The sequence below is a fragment of the Phenylobacterium sp. CCH9-H3 genome, from assembly GCF_001557235.1.
In the GTDB taxonomy this organism is placed as follows: Bacteria; Pseudomonadota; Alphaproteobacteria; order Caulobacterales; family Caulobacteraceae; genus Phenylobacterium.
This window is the reverse complement of the sequence record NZ_LSJI01000012.1, coordinates 1-18005: the sequence shown is the minus strand read 5'-3', so window position 1 is coordinate 18005 and position 18005 is coordinate 1. Positions and strand designations below refer to the sequence as shown.

20 protein-coding genes and 3 pseudogenes are annotated in these 18005 nt (G+C 66.4%); 13 read left to right on the top strand and 10 right to left on the bottom strand.

Annotation, left to right across the window (positions count from 1 at the left end; translation table 11 throughout):
• The first annotated feature begins 661 nt into the window (after positions 1–661).
• On the top strand, positions 662–1234 hold the full coding sequence (locus AX721_RS28660; RefSeq protein WP_068874024.1) for a cold-shock protein: 573 nt from the start codon (positions 662–664) through the stop codon (positions 1232–1234).
• A 99-nt stretch (positions 1235–1333) separates the two neighbouring features.
• On the opposite strand, the gene AX721_RS27165 is transcribed toward AX721_RS28660, so the two are convergent.
• Positions 1334–1858: a hypothetical protein gene (locus AX721_RS27165; RefSeq protein WP_156466938.1), complete on the bottom strand. Its 525-nt coding sequence runs from the start codon at positions 1856–1858 to the stop codon at positions 1334–1336.
• 116 nt (positions 1859–1974) lie between these two features.
• Here AX721_RS27165 and AX721_RS28180 point away from each other — a divergent pair.
• Positions 1975–2732 (top strand): annotated as a pseudogene (locus AX721_RS28180) (IS256 family transposase); the annotation flags it as partial.
• 54 nt (positions 2733–2786) lie between these two features.
• On the opposite strand, the pseudogene AX721_RS26590 reads toward AX721_RS28180, so the two are convergent.
• The 3 genes and pseudogenes from AX721_RS26590 to AX721_RS00760 all read right to left on the bottom strand — a co-directional run.
• Positions 2787–2933 (bottom strand): annotated as a pseudogene (locus AX721_RS26590) (hypothetical protein); the annotation flags it as partial.
• A gap of 724 nt (positions 2934–3657) precedes the next feature.
• Positions 3658–3852, bottom strand: a complete 195-nt coding sequence (locus tag AX721_RS00765) for a hypothetical protein (protein WP_068874021.1) — start codon at positions 3850–3852, stop codon at positions 3658–3660.
• Positions 3853–3994: 142 nt separating this feature from the next.
• Positions 3995–4378 carry a response regulator gene (locus AX721_RS00760; protein ID WP_068874020.1) on the bottom strand — a complete coding sequence of 128 codons (384 nt, stop codon included), beginning with the start codon at positions 4376–4378 and terminating at the stop codon, positions 3995–3997.
• A gap of 30 nt (positions 4379–4408) precedes the next feature.
• Between AX721_RS00760 and AX721_RS28520 the strand changes: the two genes are divergently transcribed.
• The 3 genes from AX721_RS28520 to AX721_RS00750 all read left to right on the top strand — a co-directional run bounded on the left by AX721_RS28520 (position 4409) and on the right by AX721_RS00750 (position 5434).
• Complete coding sequence (locus AX721_RS28520; RefSeq protein ID WP_255355301.1) at positions 4409–4540, top strand: hypothetical protein; 132 nt, start codon at positions 4409–4411, stop codon at positions 4538–4540.
• 6 nt (positions 4541–4546) lie between these two features.
• On the top strand, positions 4547–4792 hold the full coding sequence (locus tag AX721_RS00755) for an MFS transporter (RefSeq protein WP_304440578.1): 246 nt from the start codon (positions 4547–4549) through the stop codon (positions 4790–4792).
• Between the two features lie 174 nt (positions 4793–4966).
• Positions 4967–5434: a hypothetical protein gene (locus AX721_RS00750; protein WP_068874018.1), complete on the top strand. Its 468-nt coding sequence runs from the start codon at positions 4967–4969 to the stop codon at positions 5432–5434.
• Positions 5435–5524: 90 nt separating this feature from the next.
• Here AX721_RS00750 and AX721_RS00745 read toward each other — a convergent pair whose 3' ends face one another.
• Positions 5525–7789 carry a TonB-dependent receptor domain-containing protein gene (locus tag AX721_RS00745; protein WP_197422419.1) on the bottom strand — a complete coding sequence of 755 codons (2265 nt, stop codon included), beginning with the start codon at positions 7787–7789 and terminating at the stop codon, positions 5525–5527.
• 403 nt (positions 7790–8192) lie between these two features.
• Here AX721_RS00745 and AX721_RS28175 point away from each other — a divergent pair, with 403 nt between their 5' ends.
• Complete coding sequence (locus AX721_RS28175; RefSeq protein WP_231733166.1) at positions 8193–8360, top strand: hypothetical protein; 168 nt, start codon at positions 8193–8195, stop codon at positions 8358–8360.
• A gap of 486 nt (positions 8361–8846) precedes the next feature.
• Here AX721_RS28175 and AX721_RS00735 read toward each other — a convergent pair.
• Positions 8847–9548, bottom strand: a pseudogene (locus tag AX721_RS00735) (ATP-binding protein).
• Between the two features lie 63 nt (positions 9549–9611).
• The gene (gene istA, locus AX721_RS00730) at positions 9612–11159 is read right to left on the bottom strand and encodes an IS21 family transposase (RefSeq protein ID WP_369796610.1); all 1548 of its coding nucleotides are present in this window, start codon (positions 11157–11159) and stop codon (positions 9612–9614) included.
• Positions 11160–11425: 266 nt separating this feature from the next.
• Here istA and AX721_RS00725 point away from each other — a divergent pair, with 266 nt between their 5' ends.
• The 5 genes from AX721_RS00725 (at position 11426) to AX721_RS00700 (ending at position 15395) form a co-directional block, all read left to right on the top strand.
• Positions 11426–11689: a hypothetical protein gene (locus AX721_RS00725; protein ID WP_156466937.1), complete on the top strand. Its 264-nt coding sequence runs from the start codon at positions 11426–11428 to the stop codon at positions 11687–11689.
• Positions 11690–12039: 350 nt separating this feature from the next.
• Entirely contained in the window at positions 12040–12264 is a 225-nt protein-coding gene (locus AX721_RS00720; protein WP_068874013.1) for a hypothetical protein, read from the top strand.
• Between the two features lie 1189 nt (positions 12265–13453).
• Positions 13454–13714, top strand: a complete 261-nt coding sequence (locus tag AX721_RS00710) for a pyocin activator PrtN family protein (RefSeq protein ID WP_068874011.1) — start codon at positions 13454–13456, stop codon at positions 13712–13714.
• Positions 13715–14055: 341 nt separating this feature from the next.
• Positions 14056–15117, top strand: a complete 1062-nt coding sequence (locus AX721_RS00705; protein WP_068874010.1) for a site-specific integrase — start codon at positions 14056–14058, stop codon at positions 15115–15117.
• A 92-nt stretch (positions 15118–15209) separates the two neighbouring features.
• Entirely contained in the window at positions 15210–15395 is a 186-nt protein-coding gene (locus tag AX721_RS00700) for a hypothetical protein (RefSeq protein ID WP_068874009.1), read from the top strand.
• Between the two features lie 3 nt (positions 15396–15398).
• Here AX721_RS00700 and AX721_RS00695 read toward each other — a convergent pair whose 3' ends face one another.
• Positions 15399–15665: an AlpA family transcriptional regulator gene (locus AX721_RS00695; protein WP_068874008.1), complete on the bottom strand. Its 267-nt coding sequence runs from the start codon at positions 15663–15665 to the stop codon at positions 15399–15401.
• Between the two features lie 184 nt (positions 15666–15849).
• Here AX721_RS00695 and AX721_RS00690 point away from each other — a divergent pair, with 184 nt between their 5' ends.
• Positions 15850–16338, top strand: a complete 489-nt coding sequence (locus tag AX721_RS00690; RefSeq protein ID WP_068874007.1) for a helix-turn-helix transcriptional regulator — start codon at positions 15850–15852, stop codon at positions 16336–16338.
• A 5-nt stretch (positions 16339–16343) separates the two neighbouring features.
• On the opposite strand, the gene AX721_RS00685 is transcribed toward AX721_RS00690, so the two are convergent.
• Positions 16344–16634, bottom strand: coding sequence for a helix-turn-helix transcriptional regulator (locus AX721_RS00685; RefSeq protein ID WP_082765307.1), 291 nt, complete (start codon positions 16632–16634; stop codon positions 16344–16346).
• Positions 16635–16872: 238 nt separating this feature from the next.
• On the opposite strand from AX721_RS00685, the gene AX721_RS00680 reads away from it, so the two are divergent.
• Positions 16873–17460 (top strand): lytic transglycosylase domain-containing protein, encoded by a 588-nt coding sequence (locus AX721_RS00680; RefSeq protein ID WP_068874006.1) that lies wholly within the window; start codon positions 16873–16875, stop codon positions 17458–17460.
• 102 nt (positions 17461–17562) lie between these two features.
• Here the strand turns inward: AX721_RS00680 and AX721_RS00675 are convergent, their stop codons facing one another.
• Positions 17563–17955, bottom strand: a complete 393-nt coding sequence (locus AX721_RS00675) for a hypothetical protein (RefSeq protein WP_068879082.1) — start codon at positions 17953–17955, stop codon at positions 17563–17565.
• Between the last annotated feature and the right edge of the window lie 50 nt (positions 17956–18005).

The window sequence follows — 18005 nt, the reverse complement described above, 5'->3', positions numbered from 1 at the left end:
CTTTCCTGGGGCGGACTCTAGTTATTTCTGGCTGAGTTTCAGGGGGTCACGTCACGAGAAGTAAAGAAGCGAGAGATTTGCCGCGCCCGGTTCATCATGCCGCGGGCGTCATCTAAAGGTGAAGCTTACAGCCTTGGGGTTGGTTGCTTTGCGGCGCCGAGGATCGCGCGGAAACATTGGATTCAGGCGAAAAAACTAGCGGTGTTGGGGCATGAAGCAGTCGTTGCTTAGGGAGGCGTTGAAGGCGGCCGGGGTCATCCAAACTTTGGCGGCGTGGCGACTCTCTGGAGGCGTGGCGACGACTGCGGATTGTGGCCGCGATCCCCAGCCCCGGCCTAGAGTGTGAAGTCGCCATCGTCCGAACCTCAGGACCTCCCCGACGGCTATCACCCTAGCGCACGGCCCCTTAGACGGCATGTGTGGACGACCTCCAAGACGCAAGGGTGAAGTTGACGTTCGGCGCTCGGTCGAGCGTCCACACCATCACGTCACTGCGAAGAACGCCTTGGCCCGCTCACTGCGCTGGGCGGGCTCAAGCTGCGGCGCCCCGACCAAGGCGCGAAGCGCCGAGCCCGAAACGCTGAGAGCCGGAGCTGCTTTTCCCTAGCCAGACCCATTTCGCGCCGTTAGATCGCAGTCGTAGATGCAGAGAGAGCCGCCAATGTCCCAGGGCGTCGTCAAGTTCTTCAACGCCGCCAAAGGCTTTGGTTTCATCGCGCCGGAGGACGGCGGCCCGGACATCTTCGTCCATATCTCGGCCTTGCATGACAGCGGCCTCGAAGAGCTCAACGAAGGCGAGAGCGTCAGCTTCGAGGTCGAGCAGGATCGGCGTTCCGGCAAGCTCGCCGCCGTGGGCCTGCGGGTCACCGGCCAGGCGCCGGCCGGGGCGGGCCGCGGCCGACCGGCCCCGCGTGGCGGCGGCGGCGATCGCGGCTATGAACCACCGCGCGGACAGTCCGGCGGTGGTTTCGACCGCCCACGCGCCGGCGGCGGTGGCGGTGGCGGTGCGTCCCGCGACGCTGCCGGTTCCGGCTCCGGAACGGTGAAGTGGTTCAACACGTCCAAGGGGTTCGGCTTCATCCAGCCCAATGACGGCGGCGAGGACGTCTTCGTCCACATCTCCGCCATCGAGCGGGCGGGCCTCCCGGGCCTGGACGAGGGCCAACCTGTCTCCTACGACCTTGAGCAGGACCGCCGCACGGGCAAGCTGGCCGCGACCAACCTGAAGGCCTGACCGTCAAGAGGCGCTTCGCTTACGAAAACGCCCGCGCAGGCGAGCCTGCACGGGCGAATTTGGAGAGGGGACTCCGGGTGTCGGGACACCCGCCGTCAGTTATTCAGCCGCGAGGACCGCCGGCAAGTCCTCCGCCTCGCCCACGGCGGCCTTGGCCTCGGGCGCCGCCGTCCTGAGCAAGGTCGGCAGCCAGCCGGTCCCGGCCGGGGCCGCCTCGGCGGCCTCGACCATGGCAGGCCTCTTGAGATCGGCCAGCTTCGCCGCCGCCTCGGGCGAGGCCCCCTCCCCCACCGCTTCGACGATCCGCGCCTTGGTCACCTGGGCGAGATAGCTGGCCCCGCTCACTGACCAATACCGGGTCATGTCCAGGCCCGCGCGCTGCGCCAGGGCGTCCGCATGGGCCAGGGCCAATGGACGGCGGTCCAGGGGATTGCGCACGGCGTTGAGGGTCAGGCTGGCGCAGTGGGCGAGCAGGCCCAGGAGGTCTTCGCAGCTCAGACCCGCGACGAACCCCCAGGCGTCGGCCGCCGCGCGCGGCAGCAGCATCGCCCAGGCCTCGTGGCGAGCGGAGATGGCCGATCCCGCCACGCTCTCCTCGATCCCGGCGCATGACCGCCGAGCCACGCCGACACCGCCTTGATCTCCAGGCACGACGCCCGCTCGTAGGGATAGAAGCTGGCGACCGCCAGGGCGTGGACGATGGCCACTAAGGCGAGATCCGGCGCGTGGGCGAGCGCAAGGATTGGCAGGGCCGTCCGCTCGACGCCTGCTATCCCGTCGTCTTCTTCGACGCGCTGCGGGTGAAGATCCGTGACGAGGGTCTGGTCAAGAACAAGGCCGTCTATGTGGCCCTGGCGCTGGACGCCGACGGCCACAAGCACGTGCTCGGCCCGTGGATCGAGCAGACCGAAGGCGCCAAGTTCTGGCTGAAGGTGATGAACGACCTGAAGACTCGCGGCGTCGGCGACATCCTGATCGCCGTGGTCGACGGCCTGAAGGGGTTCCCCGAGGCGATCGGGGCGGTCTTCCCCGAGACCCCGGTGCAGACCTGCATTGTGCATCTGATCCGCAGCTCGATGGCGTTCGTGTCCTGGAAGGACCGCAAGCAGATCATGCCCGACCTGAAGGCGATCTACCGGGCCGAGAACGCCGAGGCCGCCTGGGATCGGCTCGGCGAGTTCGAGGCTCACTGGGGCGCTAAGTACCCGGCTGTCGGGCAGAGTTGGCGCCGGGCCTGGGATCACGTGGTCCCGCTGTTCGGCTTCCCGCCGGATATCCGCAAGATGATCTACACCACCAACGCCGTGGAGAGCCTGAACCAGTCGCTGCGCAAGATCATCAAGACCCGCGGCAGCTTCCCCAACGACGAGGCGGCGATGAAGCTGCTCTACCTGGCCATCCAGAACGCTGGCGTCGGCGCAGGCCCATTGAGTGGACCGCCGCCATGGGCCAGTTTGCCGTCCTGTTCGGCGACCGCTTTGCGCTCTCAGCGAGCTGAGAGCGCGATCAATGATCCACAGCGGCGCTTACACAGATTATCGGACACACTCTCGGCCGCCTCCACCTGCTGGACCTCTTCCAGGCCCAGCTCCAGCTGGTCCAGCGGCAGGGTCTCGGCCCGGCGGCCGAACCGATAGCGCTGCATCTCCTTGAGGATCTGGGCCATCCGGTCGGCCCGCGCCCGCTCGGCCAGGACCATCGCCTTCAGCGTGGCCGGATCCGACCATCTTTGAAGCCTTCCTTAAGTTCCTGAGCACAAGTGGCGGTGCGCCTAGATCCTGCGCTTATCGATTAAGTCGACGAATCGGCGCCCTTGCCAAAGCTCCGCTCTTTCCACACTCGGATTCATCGCGCGAAGCCTCTCTCTAGCTCGATCATCATCAGAGCAAATGAACTCCAACGTCAGTTCGGCATGACCATCCAGCTTAACTATGTACACGCGGTATTCGGGCATTCTCGTTTTCCGGACACCCTCTAGCTCACTCCGCAGCAAGCTAAGCTCAATATGTGCGAAGGGTAACCCTAGGCCTCACAGCATGGGCGAACACCCCCATAGACTTCATGCCGGATAAGAATTTGCCCTCAAGCCCACCACTGAAGATCTCGAGGCCGAAACTTAACCGGAACGTTCGCAGACCTTAACCGGGAAGCGATACATGTGTATCCGGGGTTGTCGCGCTGCTGAAGCTCGCGGTGCAGGCCGTCGTAGTCCCAGAGGCTGGGCGGTCGTCCATTCTGCCAGGGTGAGGAATCTAGCCTGGTCGCGCCGTCTCGATGCTCCTTCTCCGATCCGGCTAGGAGCGTAAACACCAAGCCCTCAGCGCGATAGTCGAGAAGCACTTTTGCGGCAAGCTGGCCGGCCGGACCGCCGACTACAACACGGCCCGGCCGGACTCGGCGATCGGCTACCAGACTCCTGCGGCCTACGCCGCGCACCTGTCCTCGCCCCAGGCCACGAACATCGGCTGGTTCGCTCCCATGACGATGCTCAGCAGGGTCTTCAGCGGCTGCGGCCAAGTAGACGGCTCGCCCAGTGGTGACACCGCCCAGTCGACGGTGCGCAATATCTCCCCTGTCCGGCCACCGCCGGCCAGGATGTGCCAAACGTCCTCCGCCACGTTAAGCCCCTCCCACTGACCGGCGCTGGCCGGCTGCTCCTGCTTTGCTTCCGATCACGGCTTCCCGTGTAAAATCAGAGAGTTGAGCGCTGAAGGCGGACTTCTGTTCTCAGGTCGGCGGGACTTGACTGCGGAGGATTGGCTACTCGGCTGGCCTGCGCAGCTCGTCCAGCACCTGCGCCAGGTCCTTGGCTGCGAACGGCTTCGCCAGAACACAGGAGGAAATCTCGGTGTACTGGGCGGCGATCGCCACCTGACCGGTGACAAAGCCGATGGCTACGCCCTGGTCCCGGAGCCATGCGGCCGCGGCTGGCCCGGTGCGACCATCGGCCAGGTCGATGTCCACCAGGGCGACGTCCATCGGGATCGGCGCCTCAGACTTGAGCCGAGCGAAGCTGTCGGTGGAGCCGGCAAAGGTGTGGCCGACGTCCTCGATCATCTGTTCGAGGTGGAACACCAAGAGGGGATTGTCCTCGAGGCAGAAAACGCGAAGCGGCTCTGACCGCTCGAACTCAATGGCCGGCATCCTACACCAACGCGCCCTTGGCCGCGTCGGTTGTCGGACCGGATCGGGCGGCGCAATATCCTGCTGGTGTCATTCGCGGTCTTCCTGGCGACCTATGCGGGCTTCGCCGCGACACGAAACATCGCCCTGATCGGCGGCCTCTTCTTCCTCTACGGACTCTAGCAGGGGATCTTCAGAACCATCGGCAAGGCCATGGCGGTCGATTTGACGCCCGGCGAACTGCGGGCCAGCGGCGTCGGCTGGTACAGCGCGACGGTCGGGTTGTCGGGACTGGCGGCGAGCTTGGCCGCGGGCCTCCTCTGGGACCACGTCAGCCACACGGCCGTTTTCATCTTCGGCGCGATCACCGCCGGCCTCGGCGGCGTGGCGTTGCTGATCCTGGTCCCGGCTCAACACTCCGAAAGCACCATCTGAATGTCCCAGGTTTCCGCTGAAGGGATCGGCCGACGACCTCCCCTGCCGGCGAAATTGCGACCGCAACACATCGCCCGCCCCTGGCGGCGAGCCTCAATTCCGGGTCGGTGGCCCGTCCCTCACAAGATCAACTGACGAACAGGCGAGCCGGAGCTCGCCGGAACGGAGCCATAGATGCCACGACCGTCCATTCTGATCGCCTCGGCCGCGCTAGCGCTGCTACCGGGCTGCGACGCCGCCGACCAGCGGCCGTCGGCGGGCAAGCCGTCGCCGAACGACTGGCTGCTGGCCGCGGAGAGCGACGAGGCCAGGCTCAAGCTTATCCAGCGACAGATGCGCGGCTTTGATCAGCCCATGTGGGAGGTGGGAGAACGGTTCGAGCGGCTGCACGGCGCCCTCGAGCGGGGCAACTATGACCTGGCCGTCTATCACTGGGAGAAGATCAGGACGACGATCGAGAACGGCATCGCCAAACGTCCGGCCCGGCGAACCAATTCCGAGGCACTCTTCTTAAATGACGATGTTTGGCAAGAGGCCAAGTCCGGGTTTGGATCCCGTGACGCGGCCAAAGCCTGGGGGCGTTCGACCTCGCCAGGACCGCCTGCCAATCCTGCCACCAGGCCGAGCGCGTCGATCACATGAACAACCAGCCGGTTTTCGATCTGAAGCGCCGTCCGGCCGGGCGACGCCATAGATCGCCGATGGACGTTCGCTGCCCGGCCGGACGGCGCTTCAGAACCGCAGCTTCATCCCGCCCATGATCATCCGCGGCGCGCCCGGCCGGGCGCCGGCCGGCGCAAAGGCGACGTTGTAGACCTCGTCGGTGAGGTTCTGGACCTGAGCGAAGAGCGCCACGCCCATGGTGAACTCATATTCACCCGACAGATCGAGGAGCGTGCGCGCGTCGATTTTCCGGTTCGCTGGAATGGACCCCGTTCCCGCCACGGACCGGGTCTCGCTGACATGGTTCACCGAAGCATCCAGCCGCCAACGGTCGCCCTCGATCCCGGCGTTCAGGGTCAGCTGGTTCTTCGGCAGATAGGGAAGTTCGAAGCCGGCTGTCACATTTCCCCAGGGCTCATAGCCGGAGACGAAACCCGTTTTGAACTCTGCATCCATGAGCGTGTAGACGGCCGAAACCGGCGCGGCGAAGGCTAGATCGAGCCAGCCCGCCAGATCGTAGGACGCCGTCAGTTCCAGACCCTTCACCTCGACGGCTCCGCCGTCGAACTGGGCGCCGATGGTGCAGCCGCCGCCCGTGGACGCCGTGCAGGTCCCCACCAGGTTGTCGTAGTCGTTGAAGTAGGCGATGGCCTCCACGAAGGCCGCGCCACGCGAGAACCGCAGGCCCGCCTCGTAGTTCCAGCTGGTTTCGGGGTCGGTGGTCGATCCCGGGGCCGGGTTGCTGAATCCCTTGTGCACGCCGGCCACAAGCTGCAGGTCCGGCGTCAGTTCGAACATCGCGCCGACGCCCGGAATCCACACATCGACCTCGGACCGGTTCACGCTCGACACCGTGGCGCGGGACGGATCGCCAAGGACATAGTTCGTGAGCTTGAGATCGATCGTCTCGTAGCGCAGGCCCGGGGTCAGCGTCAGGCGCCCGGCGCGGACCGTGTCGCGAACGAAGAAGGCCCAGGCGCGCGCCTCACCGACCCGGTTCTCCTGGCTGCCGCGGGCGCCGGCGGCGGTGAGCACCATGCGGCCATCGACCATCTGGTAACGGTCGTCCTCCTGCAGCCGATCCTCCTCGTCGCGGTGGACGCGCGCCGAGAACTCCAGCTCATGGGCGACGCCGCCGGTGTCGAACCGTGCGGCGATGACCGACTGGATGCCTTCCGCGTAGTAGGTCCGGTTGTTGTTGCGCACCCGCAGGGCGTTGGCGACGCTGGTGTAGCCGGGCGCGCCCACCAGGGTCGCGTAGCCCTCCGCGAAGGTCGTCGGATCGGCCAGGACGGCGGAGATTGACCGAAGCGAGCCGCCCGACGCCACGTCGTTCAGCTTGTACCAGGCCCGCGCCGTCTCGGTGCGGTAGGCCAGCGTCGTCACGTCCAGCCAGTCAGCGACCTCGATGCGGTGCGTCGCCTGCCAGGTCGTATGCTCGACATCCATGCGGTCGGCCTGGCTGCCGCGATAGCGGCGATAGGGCCGAACGCGGAAGTCGGCTAGGGTCAAGCCGACATAGGTCTCGTCCGAGACCTCGTCGTAGCGCTGGTGCTTGAGCTCGAACGATTGCGGCATCATCGCGCCAGGCGCTGACCTCAGGCCGAGCTTGAAGACCAGGTCGGTGATCTCGAAGCCCGTATCGCCGCCGGAATCCAGGTCCTTGAACCCATCCGACCGTTCGAACAGGCCCTCGGCCATGGCGCCGACCTGGACGACGCCGGTAGGCTCGGCCCAGCCGCCGACGGCGCCATGCGCGCGCCGCCCGCCGTAGCTCCCGCCGAGCAGATCGGCCCGGCCGCTGACGCGGCCCTCGACCTCGGGAACGGGCGTGGAGAAAAGCTGTAGGGCGCCGCCGGTCGTCAGCGGACCGTACTTGATGGCCGCGGGTCCCTTGACCACCTCGACCCCGCTCATGCGCGTCATACGCGGAAAGTAGTAGGCGGCGGGCGCGGCGTAGGGCGCCGGGGCGATCAGGACGCCGTCCTCCATGACGGCGATGCGGCCGGCGCGGTCGGAGCCCGAGCCGCGAATCCCGATGTTGGGGCGCAGGCCGAAGCCGTCCTCCTCCTGCAAGGCGACCCCCGGAACCTGGCGCAGGATGCGGTTGACGTCCGAATAGCTGAAGGTGTCCAGGGCGGCCTGGTCGAGATAGGTCGCCGACCCGGTCACTTCTCGTGCTCGCTCCTGCGAACCGGTGATGATGATCCCGTCCAGCAGGGTCGACTCGACGACCTCGGCGGCTGCGGCTGAATCTTCCGCCCAGGCCGTACCGGGCGATCCGATAAGGGCGGCGAGCACGGCGAGGCTCGCGGAGATTTTCAATACAGACATGGCCACCCCTCGGGCTCGCGCCTTGAAGGAGCGACGCATTCTCATTTGTAACAGCAACGTAGCATGCATCCAAAATACTGCAAATGCGAAACGTTCGCGTCTTGATCTTGCGGCGACTCCTGGTGATCGGCGTGCAGCCTGGGTGTGTCAGAGCGCCTACCGCAGGCCGCGGGGCTCGTCAGCGCGCCGATCAAGCCGGGAGGTCGCCAGGGGCGTAGCTAAGGCCTCGATGACCCGGCAGACGGACGCCCGGCCACGACAGCAGGCGGCGACCATGCGTTGAAGCTCAGCCCGCAAGGCCTGCAATTGCTCGATCTTCAACTCGACCAGTCCAAGTTGCTGGGAGGCCAGCGCGTTGGCGTCAGGCTGCCTCTCTCCATCTCAACCCAGGTTGGAGGAGCCGATGGACACGTCGATGGACGAAGACCAAGAGCGTCTTGTCGCGCTCCTCACCCGCGCGCCGTTGCCGAACTCCCCGACCATCGCCGGCGCGGCCCTCGCCGCGCCCGCCTGTGCGCCGTCATCGACCACGACCGCCGGGGCAAATCCTGTCGGCGCGGCGACACTATAGGCCCGCCGCCAGCGGTAGATGACGCCCGTGCAGACATCCGCCTGACGAGCTACCTCCGCGACGCTCGCCCCTGGCGCAAACGCCGCTAACAGCACCGCCAACTTCTCGTCCTCACTGAAGCGGCGACGGCGCTCCGGTCACGTCAGCCTCACGAGCGGTGCATGGACCACTAGCAGGAGAAACCGATGTTTCTCGACCTCGAGCAGCTGGAAGCCGCGGACAGGGTCGAGCACCGGCAAGTGAGCGCCGGGACCGAAGAATATGATCGCTTGCGGGAGCGGGATGCAGACCGGCGTCGTCAGGTTCTTCGGATACTTTCGAGAGGTGGTGAACTCTCAGCCGCCGATGCCTATGCCGCGGCATGGATTCTAAACCACGGCAGCTCAGTCGATGAGTTTTCCAAGGCTCACGAGCTTGCCAGGATCGCAGCTGAAAAAGGAATACGTGCAGCTCGCTGGCTCTCCGCCGCGGCCCTGGACAAAAGCCTCATGCACCGCGGTCTTCCTCAGCGGTTCGGAACGAACTTTGTGCCTGACGGTCGACGCTACCGACTTTGGGATATCGAACCAGCGACGACAGATGCGGATCGCAGCGAGTGGGACGTTCGCCGACCACCGTGTGCCAGGTCGCGACGGGCAGCTGGCTGGTGACGATCGTGGATCTCCGTCCGTACCGATCCTCGAGGATTTCGAGAAGGTCGTGCCGGCCCTGAGCCCCGAGCGGCTCCAGGCCCCAGTCGTCGAGGATGAGGAGATCGACGGCGCCCAAGCCCTTGAGACGACGCGCGGCGCTGCCGTCGCCATGGGCAAGGGCGAGCTCGTCAAAGAGTTTCGGGACCCGGACGTATAGGACCGAGCGATTGTCCCGGCAGGCCTTATGGCCCAGCGCGCAGGGCAGCCAGCTCTTGCCGACGCCGGTCGGCCCCGTGATGACCAGATTGTCGTGAGCGTTGATCCAGTCACCAGCGATCAGCCCGGTCAGCAGGCGTCGATCAAGGCCGCGCTAAGCGCGGTAGTCGATTTCTTCAGGCACGGCTTCGTGGCGCAGACGCGCGTGGCGCAAGCGGGAGCCGAGGCGCTTGTCCTGGCGGTGTACGGCTTCACGATCCAGAAGCAGGGCCAGCCAGTCGGCATGGGTGAGACCGACGGTCTCATCATTGCTGACCAGCTCGCCGAAGGCCCTGGCCATGCCGTGCAGGCCAAGCTGGTTAAGCTGGTCCAGGGTGAGGTGGGTGAGCATTCAGGTATCTCCTCAGTGGTAGTAGCCGGAGCCACGGATGTTGGGGTGGGGGATGGTCAGGCCCTCGTCGTCACCGGCCTCGGCGCCGCGGCCACGGCGGACGGGCTGGCCGTCGAGCCGGTTGTCGAGGATGGATTTGACGGAGCCGTAGCTGCGGGCGCCGACCTGCAGCGCGCGCAGGCAGGCCGCCTCGAGGCGCGCCTCGCCGAAGACCTTGGCCAGGCGCACGATGCCCAGGCAGGAGCGGAAGCCCTGTTCGGGATGAGGGCGATGTTCGAGGATCATCTGGCAGAGCATCGCCACGGAGGGGCCCAGGCGCTGCGCCTCGCGCAGGATCTTGTCGATGGTCCAGTCGGCGTATCGCCGATGGCTGGAGGGCATATGGTCGGCCAAGGTGGTGTGCTTGCCGTCGCCGCTGCCCCGCATGTGAGCGGCGATCCGTTCGCCGCGCAGGAAGATTTCCACCGTCCGGGATGTGAGCCGGACCTCGACGCTGGCCCGCGCGTGGCGATAGGGCACGGAGTAGAAGTGGCTCTCGACATCGACGTGGTAATCGAGCCCCACACGCCGCACCCGCCATTCGGCAAGGACATAGGGCGCACTGGGCAGGGCCTTGAGCCGGGGCGCGTCGACCTCTTCGAAGAGCTGGCGACGCGTGCGGCCGACATGGCGCAAGAGCCGATGGTCGTTGAGGCCGATCAGCATCTCGCCGATGGCGGCGTTGACCTCGGCCAGGCTGTGGAAGCGTCGATGGCGAAGCCGGCCCAGCAGCCAGCGCTCGACGATCCGCACGGCCGCTTCGACCTTGGCTTTGTCGCGCGGCCGACGAGGACGGGCCGGCAGCACCGCGGTGTCGTAGTGGGCGGCCATCTCCGCATAGGTCCGGTTGACCTGGGGATCGAAGAGGCTGGCCTTGATCACCGCCACCTTGGGATTGTCAGGGACCAGCAGCCTGGCGGCGCCGCCGAAGTAGGCGAAGGCCTGGACGTAGGCCTCGATCCAGTCGGAGAGCTTCTCGCTCCAGCTGGCATAGGCAAACGACAGGCTGGATCCGCCCATCACCGCCACGAAGATGCGGGCGCGCCGCGTCTCGCCGCCCCGGGCGTTGACGATCACCGGCACGGTGTCGCCCGCGTAGGCGACGAAGAGCTTGTCGCCGCCCAGGTGGGTCTGGCGCATCGTCACCGGCAACCGCGCTTCCCAGCTCCGGTAGAGCTCGCAGAAGCGGCTGTAGCGATATCCGTCCGGGTGGGTCTCGATATATTCGTCCCAGAGGATCTGCAGCGTCACGTGCTTGCGCTTGAGCTCGCGGTTCAGCGCCGACCAGTCGGGCTCGGCCCGACGCCTGGTCCCTTGCCGGCTTCCCGCCTCGCCATACAGGCGGGCCTCCAGATCGCTGTCGGTCAGATCCAGCGGCAGCGGCCAGGCCAGCCCCGAGGCGCCAAAGCGCCGGAACATCTCTCGGATCGTTGACGGCGCCACGCCTGTTCGGCGCGCGACCTCCCGCGTCGCCAGCCCACCGTCGCGGCTCAACCTCAACATCTCGCGCACGCGGCGCATCGCGATCCTCTCCGTCGGCATCGGCCCCTCCCAAAAAGGAAGAGCCTAGAACCAGCGAAGCGCCGCTCGTCTGTTCCCACGTCCTGGGCGGCGTCAAATCGGAACGCCGGGCGGGATCATGTCGGAACGGTGGGCGAGATCAGATCGGAATGGTGGGCGGCATCAAATCGGAATGACGGGCGCGATCACCCCGGAATCTGCACTCAACGGGGGCGATCAGGTTGCGGCGACGGGGCATTCCAGGCTCAGGCCAAGCAAACGGCCATGTGGAGATGATGGGCTCACTCAACGCCGGTGACATCCTCCTGACCGACGGCCTGATCGCACGGTTCGGCGGGGATAAGGTCCGGGTGAGGCTGAGCGGCGCAAAGGCGTGGCTGACGGTCAAGGGACAGAGAGCCGGAATTACGCGCGAGGAGTTCGAATTTGAGATTCTTCCGGCCGAGGCCGATCTCATGCTTCAGAGCCTTTGCGGCGACCAGATCATCCGCAAGACACGCCACTGCATTCCGTACGCTGGACGGATCTAGTCGGTGGATGTCCATGAAGGGCCGCTGTCTGGAGTCGTTCTCGCGGAGGTCGAGCTTGGCGCTGAAGACGAGAGGTTCGAGAGGCCGTCCTGGCTCGGTGCGGAGGTCACTGGCATCCCGGCCTATTGCAAGCAAAAACCTGCTCGCCCGGGCGATTGCCCGTCCTCGGTAGGCTCATCTCGGTGCTTCACCGCCGATGCTCATTTCAGCGGCTCCGGGCGTTGCGTACCGCCAGTCTTCTGGCCATGCCCGCCAGTTTCTCCCCTTGTCGTGGTGCGAGAACCATAAGCCCTTGTCAGTCGTTAGGGGGGCAGCGAAATTCCCACGAGACGCCCAACGAGGCAGGATCCATGCGCGCTGAGCAGCTGACGACCGAGGAACACGACCTCCTCAAGAAGGTGCGACGGGAGGGCGTGCTCCTCCTGGCGGCCGAAGCCCGCAGCTTCGCCGAGGCGCAGGCCCTCCAGCGGAGCGGGCTATTACGGGCAGTGCGCCACAGCGACCATCGCGAGGTCCGGTTCGTCCTGTCGGGCGCCGGCATCGGGTTAGTGGGCGCACCGCCGGCGGACGTCTAGGACAAGTCGCGCCTCGGCATTGCGGTCCACCTGGCCCGTGACGTGAAGCCAGACGGGCTGAGCCTTGCGAGGTGCTGATCCACGCCGGCCCTAAGCTCCCAACTGGGCGGCCCGCCCGCGAGCCAGAACCCGAGGTCATTGATCACCTCACGCTCGCGCGTCGCCCAACCCTCCGCCCGCTCTAGCGTGTGGAGGAGGCGCGACGCTTCTCGCGGCGGGTCTGGCGCGCTGGCGAGCGTGCGGGCGATCCGACGAGAGGCAGAGAGGGCATCGAACCTGTTCATGACTTCGGCTGGCCCACGCTGGGTTTCATCGAGGGGCCGACGCGGCGCCAAAGGTGAAGCCTCCAGTCCGGCGACGCCCGCGCGCGCCACGGACGCAGCGCGGCCTCCAAACTCGTCTCAACATTTGCACACTCCAGGACTGGCCCCGCCCTCGCGTGGACCGAGGACGGAGCCAAGGTGGGGCGCAAGAGCGCTGGGACCACCGGTCCACCTTGCCGGACGCAAGTGACACATGCGGCAAGGTCTTATGAAAATACAACGACCTTCACCATGGGCGGCCGCGCTGGTTTGGCGCGACTGCGGGTTCGGCGAAGCCCTTGGAGTGCAGGCCGCAACGCCCAATTTTTGAGTATTGAGAGCCGCCGACGGTCGGGCTCGGCCCCGCCGCACTAGAAGCGCGGCTGCTACGGGTCCGCCCCTTTCGGGCGCTGGCGCGCCGCCGGCGGCTCGTCGCCGCGTCCCGCCATGTAGCGCCAGGCGGCGCGCAGGCTCCTTGCAGTCTTCATCTTGCTTGGGCTCTTGGGGCGCTGCCCCCGCGGCGGCCAGGATGCGCCCGGCTTCGCCAGCTAGGAGCGGGTGTCCCCGACCTTCCGCACCCGGCATAGGCGCGAGGACTTGGCAGGTCCCTGAGGCTTGTGCAGGCCGCCCCCCCTCCGCGCCCCGTCCTGGCCTCTGCACCCCCGGTCTCGTCGACGGGTACAGTGCGTCCATAAGCAAGGCTCAACGGCGTCCGATTTCAAACTGAGACACCACCAAATATTCGCGGTGACACCCTGCCCTACGGCCTACGCCATGGGGGCCTTCCGCCTGCCATCGATGGCTGCTTGGATGGCTCAGGCCTCCAACCGAAGGTCCACGCATGGACAGCATCGGCCCGATCGTTCCGTTCCGCACGGCGGGGTAAGATGAACACCGCCTTCCTGCTCATGGCGCAATATGATGGCAAGGCCATCATTCCGATCGACGTCGTGTGCCGGGACTATTTCTCCCATCTGACGCCCGCCAAACTGATCCAGAAGATCTCCGCGGGCGACATCGCGCTCCCGCTCGTCCGAATCGAGGCCAGCCAGAAGTGCGCCAAAGGCGTCCACCTCGCCGACCTCGCGCACTATCTGGACATCCGCGCCGAGGCCGCTCGGAAGGAAATCAACGCTCTGACCCGCTGAGGCGGCGCATTCGCCAACTCACGAGAAGCCGGCGAACAAGGATGCATTCGGCTCAGCCAGCCCCCCGTGCGACGAGTGGTCAATTCGATCAGCTCAGTACAGCATCTGGTACATCATCGACTCCGGGTGCGACCTGCAAGCTCTGACTTTTATTGCCAATTCGACCCGAGGCGGTCCCATCCATCATAGGCGCAATACACAGTAAATGATGTTGCTTTTTCAATGACTTCTTCTTATTCTTCAATGTGATCGGTGCAAAACGGGTGCACCGATTTTACGACGTTTTTCGACCCTGTTCGCCCGCTTTCGATCCCCTACTGCACCCATTTTGCACGCGAAAAATGGCCTCGATCCGCAAGCAAAAGTCCGGCCACTACCGGGTCTGGATCCGCCGCAAGGGCAAGTCCCTGACGGAAACGTTCGTCAATCGCGACGACGCCAAGACCTGGGGTGTCGAGGCCGAAAGACAAATCGACCGCGGCGGCGCGCCCATCCCGTCCCGGATCGCCCGCCTGACCACCTTCGGCGAACTGATCGACCTGCACATCGCCGACATGACGGAAGTCGGCAAGCCGCCGGGGCGTTCGAAGGCCGCGACGCTCGACATGCTCAGGCGCGAGCTCGGGAAGAAGAGCATGGCCGATCTCGACCGCGATCAACTGCTCAAGTTCGGCCGCGCCCGAGCGGCGCAAGGCGCTGGCCCGGTCACGCTCCAGATGGATATCGGGGCCATCAAGCTGGTCGTGTCGCACGCCGCGGCGGTCCACGGCCTCGAGGTCAGCGTCGAGCCGATCAACATGGCGCGGATCGCGCTGGCGCGCCTGGGCCTCGTCGGCAAGAGCAACGAGCGGGACCGCCGGCCGACCGACGAGGAGTTGGAGAAGCTCTTCCGCCACTTCGACAAGAACGAGCGCTACACGATCCCCATGTCGCGGGTGATGAAGTTCGCGATCGCGACGGCCATGCGACAGGAAGAAATCTTCCGGGTCACCTGGAGCGACTACAATCCTCGCACCAAGATGTTGCTGATCCGAGACCGCAAGGATCCACGCGCGAAGAAGGGCAACGACCAACGCATCCCGCTGCTAGCGGTCTCAGGTTACGACGCGGCTGCGCTGATAGAGGAACAGCGGGCGATCCGCGCCAACGAAGATGACCGGATCTTTCCGCATCACCACAAGTCTGCCGGCGCGGCGTTCACGCGCGCCTGCACCACCGCCGGAATCCACGACCTGCACTTTCACGACCTTCGGCACGAAGGCACTAGCCGGCTCTTCGAGGCCGGCTTCGCGATCCAGCAGGTGGCTCTGGTCACTGGGCACAAGGATTGGAAGATGCTGCGTCGCTATACGCACCTGAAGCCGGAGTCGCTCCACGCGATCGCGGCCGGCTTCGCTAGGTAGACAACTGAGCCGGGTCCAGGTCCCGGCCGGCCGCGAATCATCCACAGGCGGCCGCCGTCGCCAGCTTGGCGGCCAGGAGCTCGAAGCGCATCATGGCCAGCATGAGCGAACGGTTCGTCGTACGCCCTGGCAGCCGGGGTTTCATCGTGTTCGATCTGGCGCTCGGCCAGGTCGCGGAGATCGCGAGGATCCCGCAGGAGGCGCTGTCGACCGAGGATGCCGAGCACCTCGCCAGCCTTTTGAACCAGCAGCTGGGCGAAACGCCGGCGGCCGCCTGAACCTCAACCGGCGAAGCTTCGCACTTCGCGGGCGCGCGCCGCGCTGACGAGGCGCCCGGTCGCTTCCGTCGTGGACGTCCGCGTCCCGCGATCAGCCCAGGCCTGCAGGTCGACGATGGCATAGACCACCCGACCGCCGATCTTTCGATAGGCGGGCCCGGTGCCAAATGTGCGGTGCTTCTCAAGCGTGCGGCCGGATAGGCCGAGCCAGTCGGCCGCTTCGTTGGTCCGGAGCAGCCTGTGCGGCGTGATGGTGAGGGCTTCGCTCATGATCGAAAACTCCAACGGATCCTCGCCAGGATGCGCTCTGGCCGCCGCGCCGCCGAGGGCGTAGCTCCACCCTCGCAAGCGTCAGGCTCACGGGTCAGGCCGCCGGCCAGCCGGCCTACGCTTTGACACAGGCCCACCGCGCATGAACAACATATGACAAGTTCAGGTTGTTCGTGTGCGTGGCATGGATGTCTTGCAGGACCAGGATGCGGCCGCCCGGCGTGCGACGCTCAGGACCATCCTGAAGCACTTCCGCAAGCGCAGCGGCCTGAAGTCGGCCGAGATGGCCAAGCTGATGGGTAAGGGCCTGCGCACCTACCAGCGCTGGGAGTCCGGGTACTACGGCGTCCAGGTCGATCCGATCAAGCGCTTCGCCGAGATCGTCCACGTCGATCCCTGGGGGATCATCTTCGCCGTGGAGTTCGGCTCCGTGGACTTCGCGATCGATACGTCCGGAAACAACGCCGCCTCGCTCCTCCTCGTCGCCCTGCGGCGCCTGCATCGTCGGCCGGGCGGCAAGGCGCTGCGCGACCTCGATCCCCGCTCGCTCCTGCTGACCTACACCCGCGGCTTCGACCTGCTCATCAAGCGAGCGGAAGAGTATGCCGCCGATCTCGAGCAGTGGATGTTCGACGAAGACCTGGGCGGCGGCGACGACGATCCCGAGGATTGAAACCGTTAGCTGACGCGGCCGGCGCCCTTGCGTCGAGGCGGGTCGGCGATCAGGCCGAGCGACCGGGCGCGCAATACGGCCTGGAGCCGCGTCCGCACGCCCAACTTCGCACACGCCCGGAAGACATGCCGTTCGACGATCCGGTGGGAAACGCCAAGTATGGTGCCGATATCCCGCGAGCTCTTTCCTTGTTGAACCCAGAACAGGCATTCCGCCTGGCGAGGCGACAAGGTCGCGACTTCATCATCAAGATCTACGGCCGGGGACGGCAAGCGGTCTTCATGTAACGCACGCATTACGACGATCCTTCGAATGCCGGCCGCCCAACACGCCCGGCTTCCGAAGACATGCAATTACTACGTCTTCCTCGGAGTTCCGGCCCCGCTAAGAGGGGACAACCTAAGTCGCGTCATGCGCCAATAGCGGCGCCAGCCCCGCCATTTTTTGGCGCATCAATCCCGCTCGCCCGGGAGGAGGTTACGCCCTCGCGCCGACCCGCTCCGGCCGCCAGCCTTCTGGCGAAAGGACGGGCCCATGCTGGATCCTCAAGTCGTCTTCGACCTTGCCGCGCAGTGCGCCCCCGGCGTCGCCCCGGCCACCCTGTTGGCGGTGGCGCGCACCGAAAGCGGTCTCGATCCCTTGGCGATCGGCGTGAATGGCGCCCGGACAGGGCGGCCACAGCCGTCGACGGCCGCAGAGGCCGCCGCGGCAGCGAGAACGCTGGTGGCGTCCGGCCGCGACATCGATCTGGGCATCGCGCAGATCAACGTCCGCAACCTGGCGCGGCTGGGGCTTTCCATAGAGTCGGCGTTCGACCCGTGCCGCAACCTCGCCGCCGCCGCCGAGGTGCTGCGCGAGGGCTATGCCCGTGGACGGGCCCGGCATGGACCGGGTCAGGCGGCCCTGCGGGTCGCGCTCAGTGTCTACAACACCGGCCACGCCGAGCGCGGCTTCGCCAACGGTTATGTGGCCCGCGTCGTCGCCAAGGCCGGCGGACACGTGCCCCCCACGCCGACGGCGTCTCCTCAACCGTCCCCGCAACCGGCCGCGTGGGACGTCTTCGGCCGCGCCGCCTCGCGGGCGCCTCGCTTCCTCATCTCCGCCCCAGGAGCCACGCCGTGACGATTCAACGCCGCGCTCGCCGCATCGCCCTGCTCGCCCTCAGCGTCACGCTCGCGGCGGGTCCCGCCTTCGCCCAGGATGTCGGCGGGGACCTGGGCGGCTTCATCCCCGGATCAGCCGATTGCGCTTGTCGAGGAAGAGCCCGAGCAACTGCTCGCGCGAGCGGCCGGCCAGCATGCACCGCAGGTAGGCCGCGACACTCTCCCAGCCGCTCAGCACGGGCCGCTGGCGCAGGGGCGACACGAGAAGTCGCCGGCCGATGTCCTTCGCCAGGGCGAGGCGCGCGGCGGCTTCGACCGGCACGATGCGCGACAGGGCGCCGACCGAGGCGGCCAGCACTTCCGGCAGGGAGCCGAACTCGGTGAACAGCGCGGCCGCCTCACCGGCCGCAAGGCCGGCAGCGACCTCCAGGGCTTCCTGGTCGTCCAGGGCGGGCGGACCGGACACGACGAGCCGGGAGAAGGCCTCGGCGGATATGGAAACGGAACGGGGCATGGCGGTCCCCAACGGTTGAGCCGACCCCCGATGCGGGGCCGCCCCAGCGC